Raw genomic sequence first — 19,489 nt, forward strand, 5'->3', positions numbered from 1 at the left:
CAAATTCGGTGCAAAATTACAACTTATAATGATTCATCAGCATTTTTTCATAGACTTTATCGGGTAGTATTCTTTTCAAAACAATCGAGAATTTTTGCATAAAAACGCCTACTTTGTAATGAATTCTAGGATTAGGATTTTGAATAATTTGATATAGTGCTTCAGCCATTTCATTCGGATTGCTACCACTATCAACGTGTGCATCCATGGTTTGTAAAACTCCTGCATATACTTTCTCGTAAGCCGAACCTTGAACCACTGGTGCATGAAAACGTCCTGCTGCAATATTGGTAGCAAAATCACCCGGAGCCACATTCGTAATTTGAATTCCAAACGACTTCACTTCCATTCGCAACGCTTCCGTTATTAATTCCAAAGCCCCTTTGGAAGCCGAATATACACTTCGGTACGGCAATCCCATATAGCCTGCAATAGAGGTAATATTAATAATCAGTCCTGATTGTTGAGCGCGCATTTGAGGTAATGCCGCTTTCATTACTTCGATAGGACCAAAGAAATTAGTTTCAAAATTGTTTTTGATTTCCTCCATTGGAATTTCTTCCAAAGGACCTGTGATACCCACACCGGCATTATTAATTACAATATCTAATCTCCCCGCTTCTTGAATGATTGTAGCTACTGCTGACTGAATTGAAGCAGCATCTCGAACATCCAATGCAATCAATGGAAAAACAGCGTTTGAAACCTTCTCAGGATTTCTACTCGTTCCGTATACAGTGAATCCTTTTTGGCTTAATAACGTTCCAATAGACTTCCCTATTCCCGAAGATCCTCCTGTAATTAAAACTACTTTACTCATCCGAATGTATCAATTTGTTATAAATGCTTTAGACTATAAAAATACTCAAAAAAGAAGTTCTGAATACCCCTAAAACAAAAAAATCTTCCTAATGGAAGATTCATAAAAAATGGCAAGCGACCTACATCGCACCGCTCAACCGCTTACCCTTGCTATGTTCCCATCCTGGGGGAGTCTGCAGGAGCTGGTCGTGTAGGACTTGCCGGTGCAAATATACAACCTTTTTATATTTTTGCAAGTGCATTGCTACTAATAAAATAAGGTTGTATATTCGAGCATTCAAATATTACACTATGAAAAAGTATAACTTCTTATTTATCATTTTATTAGGGTTGATTTTATCCAACTGTGGAGGAGCTAAAAAAGAAAACAACACCTTATTTACTTTTGATACAAACCAATTTAAAGCACAATACCAGCCTCAAGAATCCATCGAATTAAATCTGTTAAATCCTAATTCAAAAACGGTTGATAGTGTTGTGTATTATGTAAACGAAACTAAAATTGGTACTACAAAAGGATTAGATAAACTACCTTTTGCCTTTAAAAATCAGAAACTTGGCTATCAAAATCTGAAAGCTATTATTTACTTTGAAGGAGAAAACACCGAAGCTAGTGACCGAGTAGAATTAGTTTCCAATGTACAGCCTAAATTATTGAAGTATTCTATTGTAAACACTTTTGCTCACGACACAGCTTCTTTCACAGAAGGTCTTGAATTTCATAATGACACTTTATTTGAAAGTACAGGCCAAAAAGGAGCTTCTTATTTTAGAAAATACGATTATAAAACAGGTAAAATATTCAAACAAAACAATTTAGATGCTAAGTACTTTGGAGAAGGAATCACCTTTGTCAACAATAAATTATACCAACTTACTTGGCAGGAAAAAACAGGATTTATATACAATGCGACTACATTGAAATTAGAAAAAACCTTTACTTATGAGAAAGACATTGAAGGTTGGGGAATGACAAATGATGGCAAGTACATTTACCAAACGGACGGTACCGAAAAAATTTGGAAAATGGATCCTAACTCTTTGAAAATGGTAGATTATATTAATGTTTATTCTGGAAATGCTAAAATAAAATCAATCAACGAATTAGAATGGATTAATGGTCAAATTTATGCTAACGTTTGGCAAAAAGATGCCATTGCAATTATAACCCCATTAAATGGAGCTGTTGAAGGAATTTTGGATTTATCTGGTCTACGAAAATTTGTGAAAAATCCAACCGCTGAAGTACTCAACGGAATTGCTTACAATCCTAAAACTAAAACACTATTTGTAACAGGTAAAAATTGGGATAAGCTATTTGAAATTAAAGTTTCAGAATAAAAGCTATCATTTAAATAGCATAAAAAAAGGGAGCAAATTGCTCCCTTTTTTATTAATAACTTGATTGATTGTTATCTCAAAGAAAAACTAGTTTTAGAAACCAATTCATCTTTGTCAAAAACATTCACAAAATAAGTTCCTTTAGCGAATTTTTTTCCAGCTAAGTCTTCAGAAACATCGATCGTTTTATTCTCATATTTCACATTAGTTGTAAAACTATATGTTAACGATTTAGATCCAAAAGATTCTGTCTTTTTGTCTCCAACAACATTATTCTCGCTATCAATTACTTGAACATAATATGTTTTAGTTCCTGATTTAGCAATTTTATTTTCAGCAATGGTAAAACTTACTTTAAGTACGTCAGCTCTATTTGCTTTTTCAGTTTCAATTTGTTTTCCAGAGCTTCTCACTTTATAAGCAGCACCTTTAGTGTTCAAAACAGTTAATACAGACCCTTTTTCAACTGTTTTAGCTAAATCTGAATTTTGAGCTGTTAAAGCTTCATTCGCTTTTTTAGACTCTACTAATACTACTCTTGTACTATCACGTTGTGTAGTTAAAGTAACATTTTGTTTTTTCAAATTATCGTTCTCAGCAATCAAGACTTTCATATTATTTTGCAATAAAGTCAATTGCGTTTTAAATTTAGAAACGTCTCCGTTAGATTTTTTTAAATCTTCCATAAGCGCTACTACTTTATCTCTTTCTTTGATTAATTCTTCGGACATCGTAGTATTTTCTGCAATAGCAGCATCATACGTTGCTTTTAACTCTTGCAAATCTTTCATCACTGATTCTTTCTCAGTCAAAGTAGTTTTTAATTCTGTTCTTACAATTTCAGCATCGGTCGACATTTTAAAAATGTAACCTAAACTTCCTAAAAGTAATAATAGTAATACAATTACTACTGCTTTTAAATTTGAGTTGCTTTTTTGATTTTCCATTTTTTAATTTTATAGTTTAATAGTTTTTACAAAAATAATAATATATCCTTATGACACAACGTATTTTAAGACATTTATAGTATTTTTGGTAAAAATTAATTTTTATTATGGATAAACTAATTCCTTTCACAATAACGGATCTCGGCAAAATTACCAACCATCGAAATGGGGAAATTAAATTTGGAGAGAAAATGATTACTGTACCTAAAGGAATAGAACCATTAGAATTTCTTGCTACTTGCGAAGCTAAATATGTAGTATTGGGAATCCCCGAAGATATTGGAATTAGAGCTAATTACGGTAGACCTGGAGCAGCCTCTGCATGGAATAGTGCTATAAAAAGTATCGCTAACATTCAGCACAACCGATTTTGTAAAGGAAACCAAATTGTCATCCTAGGTCAACTCAATGTTGCTAATGAAATGGTAGAAGTGGAACATTTAGATTTCAACGATATTGATGACCGATCTAAACTAAGTCAATTAGTCAAGAAAATTGATAAAGAAGTTTCGCATATTATTTTCAATATTGTAAAACTAGGAAAAACACCTATTATTATTGGAGGTGGGCACAATAATGCCTACGGTAACATAAAAGGAACTGCGTTAGCTAAAGGAAAACCTATCAATGCTATTAATTTTGATGCTAATTCTGATTTTAGAATATTAGAAGGACGTCACAGCGGTAATGCTTTCTCCTATGCTTACGAAGAAGGTTTCTTGAAAAAATATTTTATTTTTGGTTTACATGAAAACTACACTTCCAAAAGTGTTTTAGATACGTTGAAGAAAATCGAAGATCGTGTTCGATATGTTACTTATGACAGCATCAATATTAGAAAAGAAAAAGAATTTGATTATGAAATGGTTCAAGCTTTAGATTTTATCAATCAAGAGGCTTTTGGTCTAGAAATAGACTTAGGAGCTATACCTAATATTGCTAGCAGTACAATGACACTTACTGGTTTTTCAATAGAAGAACTACGACGATTTGTTTCTTTCTTTGGAAAATTTCAAAACGCCACTTACTTGCACCTTTGCGAAGGCGCTCCAGATTTAGGCGAAGAAAAAAACGATCATCTAATTGGTAAAATTATCGGGCATTTAATTACTGATTTCATAAAATCCAATAATGAAAAAGTAAATCCTCAACCTGAAGAATTACAAAACTAATGCATCAAAAATAATAACACTATCTTTGCCAAGTATTGCTGTACATATTACAGCATATTTAATATCAAAAATATGTTATTCGAAGATTTATCACTTTCAAAAAGTATCCAAAAAGCCGTCTATGAAGAAGGTTATACACACCCCACTCCTATTCAAGAACAATCGATTCCGTTAGTATTAGCAGGTAGAGATTTAATTGGATGTGCGCAAACAGGGACTGGAAAAACGGCTGCATTTGCCATTCCAATTATTCATCAATTACACCGAATTGTAGGTTCGTCAAAAAAAGCTAAAGAAATTAGAGCTTTAATTGTAACGCCAACCCGTGAATTAGCAGTTCAAATTGGTCAAAATTTTGATACTTATGCCAAATATACTAATCTGACTCAAATCACCCTTTTTGGTGGTGTTTCTCAGATTCCGCAAGTAGATACCTTAAAAAAAGGAGTTGATGTTGTCATTGCTACACCTGGAAGATTATTGGACTTACACAAACAAGGATTTATCAATTTAGATCATTTACACACTTTAGTTCTTGACGAAGCAGACCAAATGCTCGACATGGGTTTCATCAATGATGTAAAAAAGATTGTAAAGCTTACGCCAAAAAACAGACAAACGTTACTATTCTCGGCTACTATGCCAATTGCTATTAGAGAACTTGCCGAAATGTTTTTAAAAGACCCCGCTAAAGTGGAAGTCTCTCCTGTTTCGTCGACTGCCGAAAAAGTAGAACAACGTATTTATTTTGTCGAAAAGACAGAAAAAAGAAATTTACTTTATCATTTAATTAAAAATGAAAATTTATCCGATGTACTAGTTTTTTCGAGAACCAAACACGGAGCTGATAATGTGGTTAAAGCATTGCGTAAAAACAATATTGCTGCTGAAGCGATTCACGGTGACAAATCGCAAAACGCAAGACAACGAGTATTAGAAGCGTTCAAAAATAAAGAAGTCGGTGTACTTGTAGCTACAGATATTGCTGCGCGTGGGATTGACATTGACCAATTACCCTTTGTAATTAATTTTGATTTACCTAATATTCCTGAAACGTACGTTCACCGAATTGGTAGAACAGGTCGTGCTGGAAATGGTGGAATTGCGATTTCATTTTGTAGTAAAGATGAAGAACCGTATTGGAAAGACATTCAAAAACTAATTAAAGTGGATGTCAAAATCATTGCTGATCATCCGTATCCTTGGCATTCAGGAAGTCCTAATGCGATTACAGAGAAACCCAAAAACTCCAATCGAAGTGGTGGAGCTCATAAATCAAGAAAATCAAGTGCTTCAAAACAAAACAAAAAACGTTGGTATTAATACCAACGTTTTTTTATTTTACACTTAAACGACAATAAGCTAATTTACAACGTTTTATATGTTAAATACGATTCCATAAATTAATATCTTAATTAAGTTTGTTGCTCTTAATAACAAACAATTAAACTTTATTAGTATGGAAACTTTAGTAAAAAGAAAAAGCTTGTTGCCGTTAATCCCAACAACCAATCTAATCGATGATTTATTTTCAAGAGATATCTTCGATTGGACAGACAGAAATTTCTCATCCATTGGTAGTAATTTACCGTCTGTAAACTTAAAAGAAACAGATAATAAATTACAAGTAGAGCTAGCGGCTCCTGGAATGAAAAAAGAAGATTTCAAAGTCGAAATCGATAATAACACACTCCTTATTTCTTCTGAAAAACAAGAAGAAAAAGAAGAATCTAGAAAAAAAGACAATTACATTCGAAAAGAATTTAATTACCAGTCTTTTTTTAGATCTTTTGCTTTGCCTGAATATATTGACGAAAATAAAATTCAAGCGAACTATAAAGACGGTATCCTTCATGTAGAAATTGCCAAAAAAGAGGGTAGTGCGAAGAAAACCGCTAAAACCATTGCTATCCAATAAAAATTGTAAATAAGAATACTACTGAGTCCTTATTTACAGTAGAATCGTTGCGTCTTTGCCTAAGGCGTGGCGATTCGATTTATTTCAAATAATATTAAAAACACTATTATGAATACTGCAAAATACATCCTGAAAAAAGCAAAAATAATGGGTAATTTTAGATCGCTAGAGATTAAAAAAAATGAATTACTGAAACCTTCAAAAAAATCTAAAAGGCATACTACTAAAGACCACTTGGATGATACTTATTTTTTATTGTCTCAGATGTATTCTCAGGAAAATGATCCTTTGTTTATTTGATAGTATGCAATAAAAAAACAGAAGCCCCAAAAAGAGATTTCTGTTTATATTTTTATAATCGCTAAAAAGTTAGTCTGCGATTTCTTCTTTATCTGCTTCCCATTGACCAACAACGGAAGTTGCTAAGGCATTTCCTAAAACATTGGTTGCTGTTCTGAACATGTCACAAAAATGGTCAATTGGCAAAATCAATGCAATACCTTCAACTGGAATGTCAAACATACCACAAGTAGCCGCAACCACCACTAAACTAGCTCTTGGCACACCCGCAATTCCCTTACTCGTAAGCATCAAGACTAAAAGCATTGTCATCTGTGTTCCTAAATCCAAATGAACTCCGTATGCCTGAGCAATGAATATACTAGCAAAAGTCATGTACATCATACTTCCATCTAAATTAAAAGAATACCCAAGAGGAAGCATAAATGAAACTATTTTATCTTTTACACCAAAACGTTCTAACTCCTCGGTTAACTTAGGAAAAACAGCCTCGCTACTTGTTGTTCCAAAAGCAACAATCAAGGGATTCATAATTCTCTTTAACAAAATGGTCATTCTAGACTTCAAAAAGATATATCCAATCAAAATCAATACCGTCCATAAAGAGGTAATACCAATTAAGAATGAGCCAAAATATTTGAAATAAGTAATTGCTAATTCTTGAAAATCTCTTACAGCAAAAACTCCTGCAATGGCACCAAATACACCAATAGGCGCAAATTTCATCACGTAATTAACCATCTTTAAAACAATATGCGATGTCTTATCCAATGCATTTATTACTGGTTTAACATTATCTCCAATAGCTGCCGCAGCCAAACCAAAGAAAATTGAAAAAATAACAATTTGCAGAATTTCATTGGTAGCCATAGCTTCAAAAATACTTTTAGGAACAATATGTTCGATAAAATTTTCGAAAGACAACGTTTGGGTTTTAGCAGTAACCTCTGAAGCAGTTGTTAAATCAATATTAGACAAATTCAAACCTACTCCTGGTTCTAAAACATTCACAAAAAACATTCCTAGCAATAACGAAATAAAAGAAGCGGTAAAAAACCAACCCAATGCTTTTCCTCCAATTCGTCCAACGGCTTTAATATCCCCTAATTTAGCGATACCTACAACCAAAGTTGTAAATACTAGAGGGGAAATAATCATCTGTACCAAACGGATAAAAACTGTTGCTAACATTTTGATTTTAGCACTAAATGATTGCGCTATTTCGTCAGTGCAATTAGTATGAATAACAATTCCTAATACAGCACCTAAAATCATTGCTGTCAGAATTTGTCCTGTCAGCCCTGAAAAGAACGAATTTTTATTGGTATTTTCTTTCATTTTACTATTGGTTTTTGGTTAGCCCTGATGGAAGCGGCATCCTTTGACAGCGGGGTTCGCTGGCTAAGATATAGCGCACAGCAGGAAATAGCTCCTACTATTTAGTATAGGTTTTGTTTATCAAATGAAAATCAGCTAAAACAATAGCTGCCATTGCCTCAACAATAGGTACTGCACGAGGTACTACGCATGGATCATGACGGCCTTTACCTGTCATTTCAACAATATTTCCTTTGTTATCCAAAGCGTCTTGTTTTTGCATAATAGTAGCAACGGGCTTGAACGCTACTCGGAAATAAATATCCATTCCATTACTGATTCCTCCTTGGATTCCGCCTGATAGATTGGTTTTAGTTGTTCCGTCTGCAAAATACAAATCATTGTGGTCACTACCTTTCATTTCGGCACCACAAAAACCACTTCCGAATTCAAATCCTTTTACAGCATTGATAGAAAGCATGGCTTTACCTAATTCGGCATGCAATTTATCAAAAACAGGCTCACCCAATCCTACTGGAACATTTTGGATAACACAAGTCACCACTCCTCCAACAGTATCTCCTTGCTTGCGAATTTCACGAATATATTCTTCCATTTCTGCCGCTGATTTTTCATCAGGACAACGAACGGGATTGCTTTCAATTTTTGAGAAATCTAACTCTTGGTACTTTTTATCCAAATGGATGTGACCTACTGAAGAAACGTAAGCATTAATTTTAATTTCAGGTAGCATTTGCTTTGCAATTGCACCCGCTACTACTCTACTCGCTGTTTCACGAGCCGAACTTCTTCCTCCTCCACGATAATCTCTAAAACCGTATTTTTGGTCGTAAACATAGTCGGCATGACTGGGTCTGTAATTATCTTTTATATGAGAGTAATCGTCTGATTTTTGATTGGTATTGGGAATAATAAAACCAATTGGAGTACCAGTTGTTTTCCCTTCAAAAATACCAGAAAGAAACTGAACATCATCTGGTTCTTTACGTTGAGTAACAATAGCCGATTGCCCCGGTTTTCTTCTTGACATTTCAAATTGGATTGCTTCTAAATCTATTGTAACACCTGGAGGGCATCCGTCTATAATTCCGCCTAAAGCTTCTCCGTGTGATTCTCCAAAAGTAGTAACTCTAAATAGTGTGCCGTAGCTATTTCCTGCCATTATAATTAGTTTTGAACAAAAGTACCATTTTAGTTTAAAGTTTAAAAATTTAAGGTTTAAAGTTTTTCTTGAGGTAACTAATTAATTTTCTTTTTAATAACTAAAAAATAGCAACTTTAAATAAAGAAACAACACAATTTATTCCTTTTTGGTGCGTTTTTTGATTAAATTAGATAAAAATAAATGACTATGAAAAAATTAATTGTATCAGCGGTACTACTAATGGGATTAGGGTTTACTGCACAGGCTCAAGAAATTTCAAAAAATGCTTTAGGATTGCGTTTGGGAGACAACAATGGTTTTGGTGCTGAAATCTCTTACCAAAAAGGTTTATCTAAGAACAATCGATTAGAAGCTGATTTAGGTTGGAGAAATAATCACGATGTGAGCGCTTTCAAATTAACTGGAATTTACCAATGGCTATGGGAAATTGACAACAATTTCAATTGGTATGCCGGTGCTGGAGCTGGTTTAGGAAGTTGGAGTACTTCCGGTAGTAGTGGTAGTTTTGCTTTTGTAGCTGGAGATGTCGGAATTGAATATAATTTCAAAGACGCTCCTGTTTTACTTTCTTTAGACTACCGACCTGAATTTGGTGGAAACGGCTATTTTAACAATAATTATGGTGGAGATATTGCTTTAGGAATTAGATATAAATTCTAATGTAATAAATAAAAATGCCACTTTAAAAAGTGGCATTTTTAATTTATGAATATTTAGCAATTGCTCTACGGTATAACTCTTCGTATAGCGGTAGAATTTTTTTAATATCAAATTGCCGTGCTGTAACTAAAGCATTTTTCTTAAACTCCGCCAGTACTGCGTCGTCTTTTAGTATTTTCAACGCATTTTTAGTCATTCCTTTAATATCACCTACTTCACTTAAATACCCTGAAAAACCATCTCTATTTACTTCTGGCAAACCACCTGCATTACTTGATATTACAGGTACTCCACATGCCATCGCTTCTAGAGCAACTAATCCAAAGCTTTCTGTTTTTGAAGGCAGTAAAAACAAGTCCGTTTGGCATAAAATTTTGTCAATTTCGTTACTATTTCCGAAGAAGATAACTTTATCCAAAATTCCTAATTCTTGGCATAAATACTCTGCTTTTTCTTTTTCAGGCCCATCACCTACCATCATTAATTTAGCTGGAATCTCTTTTTGAATAGCATGGAATATTTTAATAATATCTGGAATGCGTTTTACTTTTCTAAAATTACTAATATGAGTAATAATTCGCTCCTCTTCATTGGCCATAACTGAACGTTGACAAGGTGTTTTATCTTCTTTTTCAATTTGATCCAATTCAATGAAATTAGGAATTACTTGAATTTCATTTTTAATATTGAATAATTTAAGTGTATCGTCTTTCAAACTTTGTGAAACTGATGTTACAAAATCTGATTTATTGATACTAAAAGTTACTGCTGGTTTATAAAACGGATGATTCCCTACCAAGGTAATATCAGTGCCGTGAAGTGTAGTAACCATAGGAATGTCAATTCCCTCATCTTTTAGCATTTGTTTTGCCATATAACCTGCATAGGCATGAGGAATTGCATAGTGTACGTGGAGCACTTCAATTTTATACAACTTTACCATATCAACTAATTTGCTTGACAGAGCCAATTCATACGGTTGGTAGTGAAATAAGGGATATTCAGGCACGTTTACTTCGTGGTAATGTACATTGGGATTTAAAAGCGCTAAACGAACTGGTTGACTGTAGGTTATAAAATGGATTTCATGACCACGGCGAGCCAATTCAAGACCTAATTCAGTCGCCACAACTCCACTTCCTCCAAATGTGGGATAACAAACTATTGCTATTCTCATTGATATAATTTAAGAATACGAATTTACTGAAATTAAATCTGCTTTTTCAGAATATTAGGAAAGAAATTACAATACGAATTACTATTAATTCTTTTTATGTTTCCTATTTAGCCATTGATTTGCTTTGTGCGTAAGAACAGCTGCTCCACTTCCAACCAAAGCGCCAATTAAAACATCTGAAGGATAATGAACCCCCAAATGCATCCGTGAATAGCCTACAGAACTTGCCCAAACAAAAGAAGGCACAACTACATACCATTTAGGATAGGCCATACTCAAAGACGTTGCTGTTGCAAATGCAGTTGAAGTATGCCCCGATGGCATTGAATAACTCCCTTCTAAAGAATGAGGAATTATTTCAGGATGATTCACATACGGTCTTTCTCTTTGAATTATTTCTTTTAAAGCTATTGTCACAAAAGCAGAAGCCAAAAACGTTTCTCCAATAAACAAGGCTTTTTGTTTCATTAATGAATCCTTTTGAATCAAACCAATTGAATAAATCACTACAGGTGTTGCTATACTTATTGGAACTGCAGAATTTGTAATTATTTTAAATGCAGGATCTAATGTCGTATTTCTATTGATATTAATTTTTTTCAATAAATCAATATCTAGATTTTGTGCATTTCCTAAAACAATGCTTAAAAACAAAAAAATGATACAATTAAATTTCTTCATATTTTTAATTTATTATTGCCTCTGAAATGACTTTTTGAATGTCTTCTCGAATATGCTCTTTCGAAAGAATGTTTACAGGATTTGTTGGATACGTTCTATTCGATATAAAAACATAAACAATTTCAGTCACTGGATCGGCCCAAGCTATAATTCCTGTAAATCCAGTATGTCCAAAACTGGACTTTGAAACACAACCACAAGTTGGACTATCTCCGCTGAGTTGGGGTTTGTCAAATCCTAAACCTCTACGATTTCCTTCTGCGCAAAAATAACAGGTATTAAAATCGTCAAAAGTCTTAGTCGAAAAGTAGTGTTGGTTGCCATAATTTCCTTTTTGCAAATACATTTGCATTATTTTGGCTATATCCATAGCATTTGAAAAAACTCCTGCGTGTCCTGCAACTCCACCCTCTATAGCAGCTGCCATATCATGAACATAACCTTGAATTTTTTGGTGGCGGAAATACGAATCTATTTCAGTTGGGGCTATTTGGTTTTTGTCAATTTTTTGCAAAGGATTATAAAACGTATTCGTTGCACCTAAGGGTTTGAAAAATTGTTCCGTAGCCAGAACATCTAAAGTTTTTCCTGTTAGTCTTTCTAAATAATTTCCTAAAATAATAAAGGTAAAATCACTGTACTTGTATTCCTTTTTAACAGATAACTTACTGTCAACTATAATTTTCATAATCGTATCATGATAATCATTTCGTATAAATAGACTATCAGCGACTTGCTTTGAGAATTGTGAATCGGCTATTTTTCTATAGTATTTTGCTAAAGGCTTATCTTTTGCATCTAAAGTAGCTTTGTAAAATGGAACCCAAGAAACTAACCCTGCGTAATGAGATAATAATTCTTTAAACCGAATGTCTTTTTTATCCGAATTAGCAAAAATGGGTACCATCGAACCCAAAGTAGATTCTAAATTCACTTTTTGTTGGTCATACTGCTGCATCACATTGGGCAATGTTCCTATAATCTTGCTCACAGAAGCTACATCAAAAATGGTTTCATTAGTTACTTTCACATCCGAATCATAGGTGTAATTCCCAAAAGCTTTTTGATAAATCACTTTTCCTTTTCGAGCCACTACAACTTGAGCTCCTGGAGTCATTTTCCCAGTAATTGCTTTTTGTACCAAGGCATCAATCTTAGTTAATTTCACAGAGCTCATACCCACATTTTCTGGAGCAGTAAAACCCAATCTGTTTAATTTATCTGTTGAAAGGCCGTCGTTTACTTTGAAATTATCGTTTATAGAAACTGGTAATTTTCCTTTGGCTTCGATAGCTCCAAAAATTAATTCTGCACCTACTTGTTGGGCAATATCATTGTTTTGATACGACACAATCAATCCTTCAATTTCAGTATAATTGGCTAAAGGCAAGAGCGAATAAGGCTTTGCAAAAACATCTAAAATCACTCTATTATTCCGTGCAATTTCTTGAAGCCAAATCAACTCATTGGAAGTAAAGTCGTTGTTCTTCCATGGCTTGTCGGCCTTATGATAGCCTACAATTACCGTACTAAACTCTTTCAATTTCACATTCAAGCTATCAATTGTAGGAGCTGTAACCTCGGTAACATCTGCATATTTTTTTAATGTAGAAATAAAAGAAGCGTTCGTATCGTCACCTAATTTCACATAAGCAATTTTATTATTTACCAAATCTTTAATTGGCAGTATATCTCCTCCATTTTTAAGAACTGTTGTTGCATTTTCATACAATTGGTATTGCAAAGCTTCATTTTCGACTGGATTAATATCACTAATCAAATTAGGAATGGCAATCGATTTATAATGATTTAAGCCTGCTTTGAACTTGTATTTTAAAATTTTCTTAATGGATAAAGCCAAACGTTCTTCAGACAATGCATTTTCTTGATACGCTTTTGAAATTGTTTCTACAGCCAAAGGCACGTTTTCTGGAAATAATAAAATATCATTTCCTGCTAATAGTGCATCCAATTCTAATTCACCTGGCTTTCTGTATTTACTAATTCCTTTCATATTTAAGGCATCAGTAAAAATCAAACCGTCAAATTCCAATTCTTTCTGCAGTAAATTGGTCACTACGTTATACGAAATAGAAGAAGGGAAATTTTGACGAAACTCTAAACTTGGAACATCCAAATGTCCTACCATTACTGAGACTAAACCTTCGTCGAACATACGTTTGTACGGATACAACTCGACCACGTCCAAATGTTCGCGAGAGGAAGTAACGGTTGGCAATCCTAAATGGGAATCTATCGCAGTGTCTCCGTGACCTGGAAAATGTTTTCCTGTTGAAAAGACTCCTTGGTTTTGTACTCCATTCATCAAAGCAATGGCTTTTTCCGTGACATTGACTTTGTTTTCACCAAAAGAACGATTGCCAATAATCGGATTTTTCGGATTGGTATTGATGTCTAAAACTGGAGCAAAATTAAAGTGAACTCCCATTCTATTACTTTCTTTACCCATCAATTCACCTACTTTTTCAATCAGTTTCAAATCTTTGATGGCACCCAAAGTCATGTTCCAAGGATAACGATACGTAGAGTCCAATCGCATGCTCAACCCCCATTCAGCATCGATTCCAACAAATAAAGGTACTTTAGATTTGGATTGATAACGGTTAGTTAAATTGGCTTGACGCAAAGGCCCTCCTTGAAAGAAGATTACCCCTCCGATTTTTTGATTTCGAATTAATTTCTCAATTGCATTAGTATGCGTTGTGTCTTTATTAGAATACGCCGCCACCATAAACAACTGCCCTACTTTTTCTTCGAGCGTCATTTGACCATAAATACTGTCAACCCAATGGGTTTCGGCATCTGAGTCTTTAAAAAAGTTTTTTCTTTCCGATTTAAGCTGCGGGATATAGACTTCTTCAAAATCCGATATTTCTGGTTTTTGAAGCGTCACTTTGGAATGGGTTAAGAACTTATTTTTGATAATCCCACAATTGGCCACCAAAAATAACAACGACAAGTAGAGTCCAGTTCTTAACAAGAAAGTTTTCATCAAATCTATTTTTTAGAAAAAACGGCTGTGCCAACTATCTGCTGCTGGAACTTCCCATGAATCATTGAATTCTTCGATGGTATTAATTAAGTTATTGAAAACAATAGTATTTTCAGTAACCGCTTTGTCTTTCACCATTTTCTTAAAATCAATCAAAGGTTTGTGAGCAATATGTTCTCCTAATTTAAACGTTACGTTCATTTTGTCTAACAAATCAACGTTATATTTTTTTTCTAAACTTTGAATAAATTCAACAGATGCATCAATAGAACAACCTGTTGCATTCTGAACTTCTTGGTTGACAGCCAAAATAATAAAACGGTTGTATTTCAATTGATAAGATGATTCTAAACTAGTTCCATGTGCCGCCCAGTTTTGAAGAAACGCTTGTAAAGCGGTTTCGATTTCAGTCATTTCTTCATCTGAGAATTTTCTATTGGATTGGTAAATCCAAATTCTTGACTCTTCTGGTAAACTTTCAAAAGGAACGTACATGTTTATAATTGTATAAGGTTAATTGTAATTAATTTTACAAATCTTGAGCATTAGCAATAAGTTCAGCGATATCTAACACTTTTACATCGCTTTCTTTTTCTTTATTCTTAATTCCATCGGTTAACATCGTATTGCAAAACGGACAACCCGCTGCAATAATATCCGGTTGTGTTTCTAGAGCATCTTCCGTTCTTTCAATGTTAATCTCTTTAGTACCTGCTTCAGCATCTTTAAACATTTGCGCTCCTCCTGCTCCACAACACAATCCATTCGCTTTAGAACGTTTCATTTCAACTAATTCAACATCTAATTTTTGGATTAACTCTCTAGGAGCTTCATACACTTTATTGGCACGACCTAAATAACAAGGATCGTGAAACGTAATTTTCTTTCCTTTAAATTGTCCGCCTTCAATAGTCAAACGACCTTCATCTAACAATGATTTTAAAAATTCGGTATGATGAACCACTTCATATTGACCACCTAATTCAGGGTATTCATTCTTTAAGGTATTAAAACAGTGCGGACAAGCAGTAACAATTTTCTTTGCTTCATAAGCATTTAACACCTCAATATTCATCATAGCTTGCATTTGAAACAAGAATTCATTCCCTGCTCTTTTCGCAGGATCTCCTGTACAGCTTTCTTCTGTTCCCAAAACAGCAAAAGATACATTGGCACGATTCAATATTCGCACAAATGCTTTAGTTATTTTTTTTGCTCTATCGTCAAAACTTCCTGCGCAACCTACCCAAAATAAGACTTCAGGTTGTTTCCCTTGAGCTAACATTTCGGCCATTGTTGGCACAACTAAATTTTCTGACATGGTTTAGATTTTATATTGATAGTCCTCCTACTTTAAAGTAGCATTCTCTATTTATTCGTTTTTCCAGTTCAATCGGTCTTGTTGACTGTATTGCCATGGCGCACCATTGTTTTCAATATTAGTCATCATCGTATTCAAAGACATTGGAGCAGCACTTTGTTCCATTACCAAATAACGTCGCATATCCATAATTATAGACAGCGGGCTAATATTTACTGGACATTCTTCAACACAAGCATTACAAGAAGTACAAGCCCAAAGCTCTTCTGGAGTAATATAATCGTTTAATAAAGACTTATTATCTGGAACAAAAATACCTTTATTAGCGTCTATATTTTTACCTACTTCTTCCAAACGATCCCTAGTATCCATCATAATTTTACGAGGAGACAATTTTTTACCCGTTTGGTTAGCTGGACAAGAGGAAGTACAACGTCCACATTCTGTACACGTATAAGCATTCATCAATTGCACCCAATTCAAATCGTGTACATCGCTTGCTCCAAATTTAACAGGAGCAGTAGTTTCTGGAGCTGCCGCAAATGGATCAGCATTTGGGTCCATCATTAATTTTACTTCATTGGTTACTGAAGCTAGATTATCAAATTGTCCTTCAGGATTCAAATTAGCATAATACGTATTTGGAAATGCCAAAAGGATATGCAAGTGTTTTGAAAAATACAAGTAATTCATAAAAACCAAAATCCCAATAATATGCATCCACCAAAATAATTCAGATAGTAATTGTACCAACTCATTTGACATTCCATTAAATAATGGCGCAATAAATTGACTAATAGGAAACGAACCTGCTTTTATAAAATGAGAATACCCTCCTGGAATATTTTGCAAATGCAAATCAGAAGCATTCATCAATAAAAATAAAGTCATTAATACCACTTCAAAATATAAAATATAATTGGCATCTTTTTTAGGAGAACCATTCAAATCTGAACTAACAAAACGCTTTAGTTTGATTAAATTCCTTCTTGTCCAAAACACCAAAACAGCCACGATAACAAGAACGGCAAGAATTTCAAAAGAAGCTATTAATACATCATAAACTACACCTAAAGACGCGAATACGCGATGCGTACCCAATAAACCATCAATGATGATTTCGAGTAATTCGATGTTAATAATAATAAATCCAACATAGACAATAATATGCAAAACACCAGCAATAGGTCGTTTTACCATTTTAGATTGACCTAAAGCAATCATAGCCATATTAGACCAACGGGCTTTAGGATTGTCTTTACGATTTACATCAGTACCTAAATGGATGTTTCTGATTATTTTTTTTACGTTAGCATAAAAATAACCAAAACCAATACCGAGTACAATAGCAAATACTATATTGTCTAAATAGCTCATAATTGCTAATTTTTAACTTTTGAAACAGCACCTTTTGCGGGCCCTACATAAACTGAATCTTGAACGGGACTTACATACGGTTTGTTTTTCTTTCCAAAAACAGACACATTAATATAACGAGTAGGATACAATCGAACATCTTGTAACAACAATTCCATTTCCTTTGTTGTTGCTTTTAAATTATTGTATAAAGCTTCGTCTTTCAACAACTTCCCAGCCGTTCCTTTTCCTGATTGTAAATCCAACATTAACCCATCAACTTTGGCTAAGGTTTTATTTAAATTCTTAACTGTTTTTCCTAAGTCGGCTCTATTCAATGAATCAGAAATTTTAGCAAAATCTGTAGCAACCTTCTTAAAGTTAGTGATTACTCCTTTTAAATCTGATTTGTTATCATTTAAAATCGAACTCGCACTTACTGAAGTAGCGTGAAGTTCTACCATTGTTTGACTCAACTCAGACAAACTTGTTTTTAAATTTTCTTGAGATTTTTTATCCAATATATTGTTAATACCAGTTAATAATTGATCTGTATTATTCAATATAGACTCTAATTTTGCTTGCAAAGGAACTAGCTTCTCTTGTACAGATGCACTTAAACTTAATTTTAAGTTACCCTTTAATTCCTGTCCATTAACAGCCAAGTCTTTATTTTTAAAATCGGGTTCAATTGCAATTTGTTTGCCTCCAATCAAGCCTGGTTCATAAATAGTAGCTAAACTTGTACTTGAAATTGGGAAATCGGTTGTGATTTGTAACTCTACAATTAATTTTCCTGTAGACTCCTCTATTGTAATATCATTTACTTTTCCAATAGCCAAACCATTTAAAGTTACAGGTGCGGATTTAGCTAATCCTTCCACATTATCATAGGTAACATAGTAGGTTTTATAATTTGCAAAAACTGCTTTACCTTTTAGGAAACTATATCCCCAAATGAATAACAAAATTGAAGCTATTACCAGTACAGCTGTTTTAATTTCTCTTGATATTTTCAAAATCTAAATTTTTGAGCAAAATTAATATAAAATAATGGACTAAAGCTATAATTTAAGTGCTTCTTGAATACTTATTTTTTCTCCATTCTTAAAGGCGATTAGAAATGCCGAATTGTATCCTTTGCTTTTGGCTTCCTTCAACATTTGCTTTGCCATTTCATAATCCGAAGTTTCTCCATACATATAAATAAAAGAACTCTTATACGAATCCATCGTGATTGGATCTAAACCTTTAAAATTCTTAGGTTCTAAAGCTACTTTTTTAACACTTACTCCTATTTGAACTTTGTAAATTAAAGACAAAGCCGAAATTTCTTTTTTAGGTTCTATTTTTTTAATCTCAGGTATCGTAAGAATCTCTTTGGACTTTTCTTGACTCGCTGTATCTTTAACTAGTTTATTAACAATTCTTTTAGAAGGTTTTAATTCTTTAATTTCAAGATCTCCATCCCCAAAAAATTCATTTCTATAACTCATAATGGCATTAGCAATGGCCTCGGCTAATTCGTCTTGACCTTCTTCTGAATTTAACAAATCTCCCTCAACTGGATTGGATACAAAACCCATTTCAACCAAAACTCTTGGCATGTAAGCTTTGTGTAATACCATAAATCGTTCTTGTTTTACTCCACCATGACGTAACTTCTTACCTAATTTTCCAAATTGTTCTTCAATTTTACTTGCAAGAATAATACTATTGTCTAAAAACTCTTCCTGCATTAATGTAAAACCTAATAATGATTCTGGGGAATTCGGATCAAAACCATCGTACTTTTGCTTATAATCTTTCTCTTTTGTAATTACCGAATTTTCCTTTTTTGCTACTTCTAAATTAGAAGCCAGTTTACTCAAACCCATAACATAGGTCTCAGTACCATCAGCAGCTGTATTTTTATTAGCATTACAATGAATTGAAACAAAAATATCTGATTTCGCTCTGTTGGCAATATTAGCACGTTCAATTAAATCAATAAAAACATCCGTATTTCGGGTGTAAACCACGTCTATTTTCTTAGTTTTTTCTAGGATTTGACCTACTTTTAAAACGACAGCTAATGCAATATTTTTTTCTATTCGCCCACTATAAACTGCACCATAATCATGAGCTCCATGCCCTGCATCCAAGGTTACTTTAAATTTTGAATTTTGGCTATACATTTGAGATGATAGCACTATTAGAACAAAAGAAAATAAAACCTTAATCTTATAAGTAAAAGACATAAATCTGTATGTTAATTTTAATTAAAACTCAATGGTTA

General features: G+C 33.6%; 18 protein-coding genes and 1 other RNA gene. 6 read left to right on the top strand and 13 right to left on the bottom strand.

Going from position 1 to position 19,489, the window contains the following annotated elements; translation table 11 throughout:
* Window positions 1-16: 16 nt before the first annotated feature.
* Window positions 17-820, bottom strand: a complete 804-nt coding sequence (locus Q0L65_RS01635; RefSeq protein WP_296682709.1) for an SDR family oxidoreductase — start codon at window positions 818-820, stop codon at window positions 17-19.
* Window positions 821-927: 107 nt separating this feature from the next.
* Window positions 928-1,025: signal recognition particle sRNA small type (gene ffs / locus Q0L65_RS01640), an RNA gene on the bottom strand.
* A gap of 88 nt (window positions 1,026-1,113) precedes the next feature.
* Between ffs and Q0L65_RS01645 the strand changes: the two genes are divergently transcribed.
* Complete coding sequence (locus Q0L65_RS01645; RefSeq protein ID WP_296682711.1) at window positions 1,114-2,163, top strand: glutaminyl-peptide cyclotransferase; 1,050 nt, start codon at window positions 1,114-1,116, stop codon at window positions 2,161-2,163.
* Between the two features lie 71 nt (window positions 2,164-2,234).
* Here the strand turns inward: Q0L65_RS01645 and Q0L65_RS01650 are convergent, their stop codons facing one another.
* Window positions 2,235-3,110 carry a hypothetical protein gene (locus tag Q0L65_RS01650; protein WP_296682713.1) on the bottom strand — a complete coding sequence of 292 codons (876 nt, stop codon included), beginning with the start codon at window positions 3,108-3,110 and terminating at the stop codon, window positions 2,235-2,237.
* A gap of 107 nt (window positions 3,111-3,217) precedes the next feature.
* On the opposite strand from Q0L65_RS01650, the gene Q0L65_RS01655 reads away from it, so the two are divergent.
* The 4 genes from Q0L65_RS01655 (at window position 3,218) to Q0L65_RS01670 (ending at window position 6,500) form a co-directional block, all read left to right on the top strand.
* Window positions 3,218-4,282, top strand: coding sequence for a formimidoylglutamase (locus tag Q0L65_RS01655; protein WP_296682714.1), 1,065 nt, complete (start codon window positions 3,218-3,220; stop codon window positions 4,280-4,282).
* 72 nt (window positions 4,283-4,354) lie between these two features.
* Window positions 4,355-5,605, top strand: a complete 1,251-nt coding sequence (locus Q0L65_RS01660) for a DEAD/DEAH box helicase (protein WP_296682716.1) — start codon at window positions 4,355-4,357, stop codon at window positions 5,603-5,605.
* A 136-nt stretch (window positions 5,606-5,741) separates the two neighbouring features.
* Window positions 5,742-6,200 carry an Hsp20/alpha crystallin family protein gene (locus Q0L65_RS01665; protein WP_296682717.1) on the top strand — a complete coding sequence of 153 codons (459 nt, stop codon included), beginning with the start codon at window positions 5,742-5,744 and terminating at the stop codon, window positions 6,198-6,200.
* A 108-nt stretch (window positions 6,201-6,308) separates the two neighbouring features.
* Entirely contained in the window at window positions 6,309-6,500 is a 192-nt protein-coding gene (locus Q0L65_RS01670; RefSeq protein ID WP_296682719.1) for a hypothetical protein, read from the top strand.
* A gap of 69 nt (window positions 6,501-6,569) precedes the next feature.
* On the opposite strand, the gene Q0L65_RS01675 is transcribed toward Q0L65_RS01670, so the two are convergent.
* Together Q0L65_RS01675 and aroC are read right to left on the bottom strand one after the other, a co-directional pair.
* The gene (locus Q0L65_RS01675; protein WP_296682720.1) at window positions 6,570-7,838 is read right to left on the bottom strand and encodes a cation:dicarboxylase symporter family transporter; all 1,269 of its coding nucleotides are present in this window, start codon (window positions 7,836-7,838) and stop codon (window positions 6,570-6,572) included.
* 97 nt (window positions 7,839-7,935) lie between these two features.
* Window positions 7,936-9,000 (bottom strand): chorismate synthase, encoded by a 1,065-nt coding sequence (aroC, locus tag Q0L65_RS01680; protein WP_296682722.1) that lies wholly within the window; start codon window positions 8,998-9,000, stop codon window positions 7,936-7,938.
* A 189-nt stretch (window positions 9,001-9,189) separates the two neighbouring features.
* Between aroC and Q0L65_RS01685 the strand changes: the two genes are divergently transcribed.
* Window positions 9,190-9,663, top strand: coding sequence for a hypothetical protein (locus tag Q0L65_RS01685; protein WP_296682723.1), 474 nt, complete (start codon window positions 9,190-9,192; stop codon window positions 9,661-9,663).
* Window positions 9,664-9,706: 43 nt separating this feature from the next.
* Here the strand turns inward: Q0L65_RS01685 and bshA are convergent, their stop codons facing one another.
* From bshA to Q0L65_RS01725, 8 genes are all read right to left on the bottom strand, one after another.
* Window positions 9,707-10,840 carry an N-acetyl-alpha-D-glucosaminyl L-malate synthase BshA gene (gene bshA, locus Q0L65_RS01690; protein WP_296682725.1) on the bottom strand — a complete coding sequence of 378 codons (1,134 nt, stop codon included), beginning with the start codon at window positions 10,838-10,840 and terminating at the stop codon, window positions 9,707-9,709.
* An 84-nt stretch (window positions 10,841-10,924) separates the two neighbouring features.
* Window positions 10,925-11,521, bottom strand: a complete 597-nt coding sequence (locus tag Q0L65_RS01695) for a phosphatase PAP2 family protein (RefSeq protein ID WP_296682726.1) — start codon at window positions 11,519-11,521, stop codon at window positions 10,925-10,927.
* Between the two features lie 4 nt (window positions 11,522-11,525).
* Complete coding sequence (locus tag Q0L65_RS01700; RefSeq protein ID WP_296682728.1) at window positions 11,526-14,534, bottom strand: glycoside hydrolase family 3 N-terminal domain-containing protein; 3,009 nt, start codon at window positions 14,532-14,534, stop codon at window positions 11,526-11,528.
* A gap of 12 nt (window positions 14,535-14,546) precedes the next feature.
* Window positions 14,547-15,029, bottom strand: coding sequence for an ABC transporter ATPase (locus Q0L65_RS01705; protein WP_296682730.1), 483 nt, complete (start codon window positions 15,027-15,029; stop codon window positions 14,547-14,549).
* A 34-nt stretch (window positions 15,030-15,063) separates the two neighbouring features.
* On the bottom strand, window positions 15,064-15,855 hold the full coding sequence (locus Q0L65_RS01710; RefSeq protein WP_296682732.1) for a (Fe-S)-binding protein: 792 nt from the start codon (window positions 15,853-15,855) through the stop codon (window positions 15,064-15,066).
* Window positions 15,856-15,906: 51 nt separating this feature from the next.
* On the bottom strand, window positions 15,907-17,232 hold the full coding sequence (locus tag Q0L65_RS01715; RefSeq protein WP_296682734.1) for a (Fe-S)-binding protein: 1,326 nt from the start codon (window positions 17,230-17,232) through the stop codon (window positions 15,907-15,909).
* 5 nt (window positions 17,233-17,237) lie between these two features.
* Window positions 17,238-18,230, bottom strand: coding sequence for an MlaD family protein (locus Q0L65_RS01720; protein WP_296682735.1), 993 nt, complete (start codon window positions 18,228-18,230; stop codon window positions 17,238-17,240).
* A 45-nt stretch (window positions 18,231-18,275) separates the two neighbouring features.
* Window positions 18,276-19,451 carry an N-acetylmuramoyl-L-alanine amidase gene (locus Q0L65_RS01725; RefSeq protein WP_296682737.1) on the bottom strand — a complete coding sequence of 392 codons (1,176 nt, stop codon included), beginning with the start codon at window positions 19,449-19,451 and terminating at the stop codon, window positions 18,276-18,278.
* Between the last annotated feature and the right edge of the window lie 38 nt (window positions 19,452-19,489).

It is taken from the genome of Flavobacterium sp., from assembly GCF_024642105.1.
Taxonomy (GTDB): Bacteria; Bacteroidota; Bacteroidia; order Flavobacteriales; family Flavobacteriaceae; genus Flavobacterium.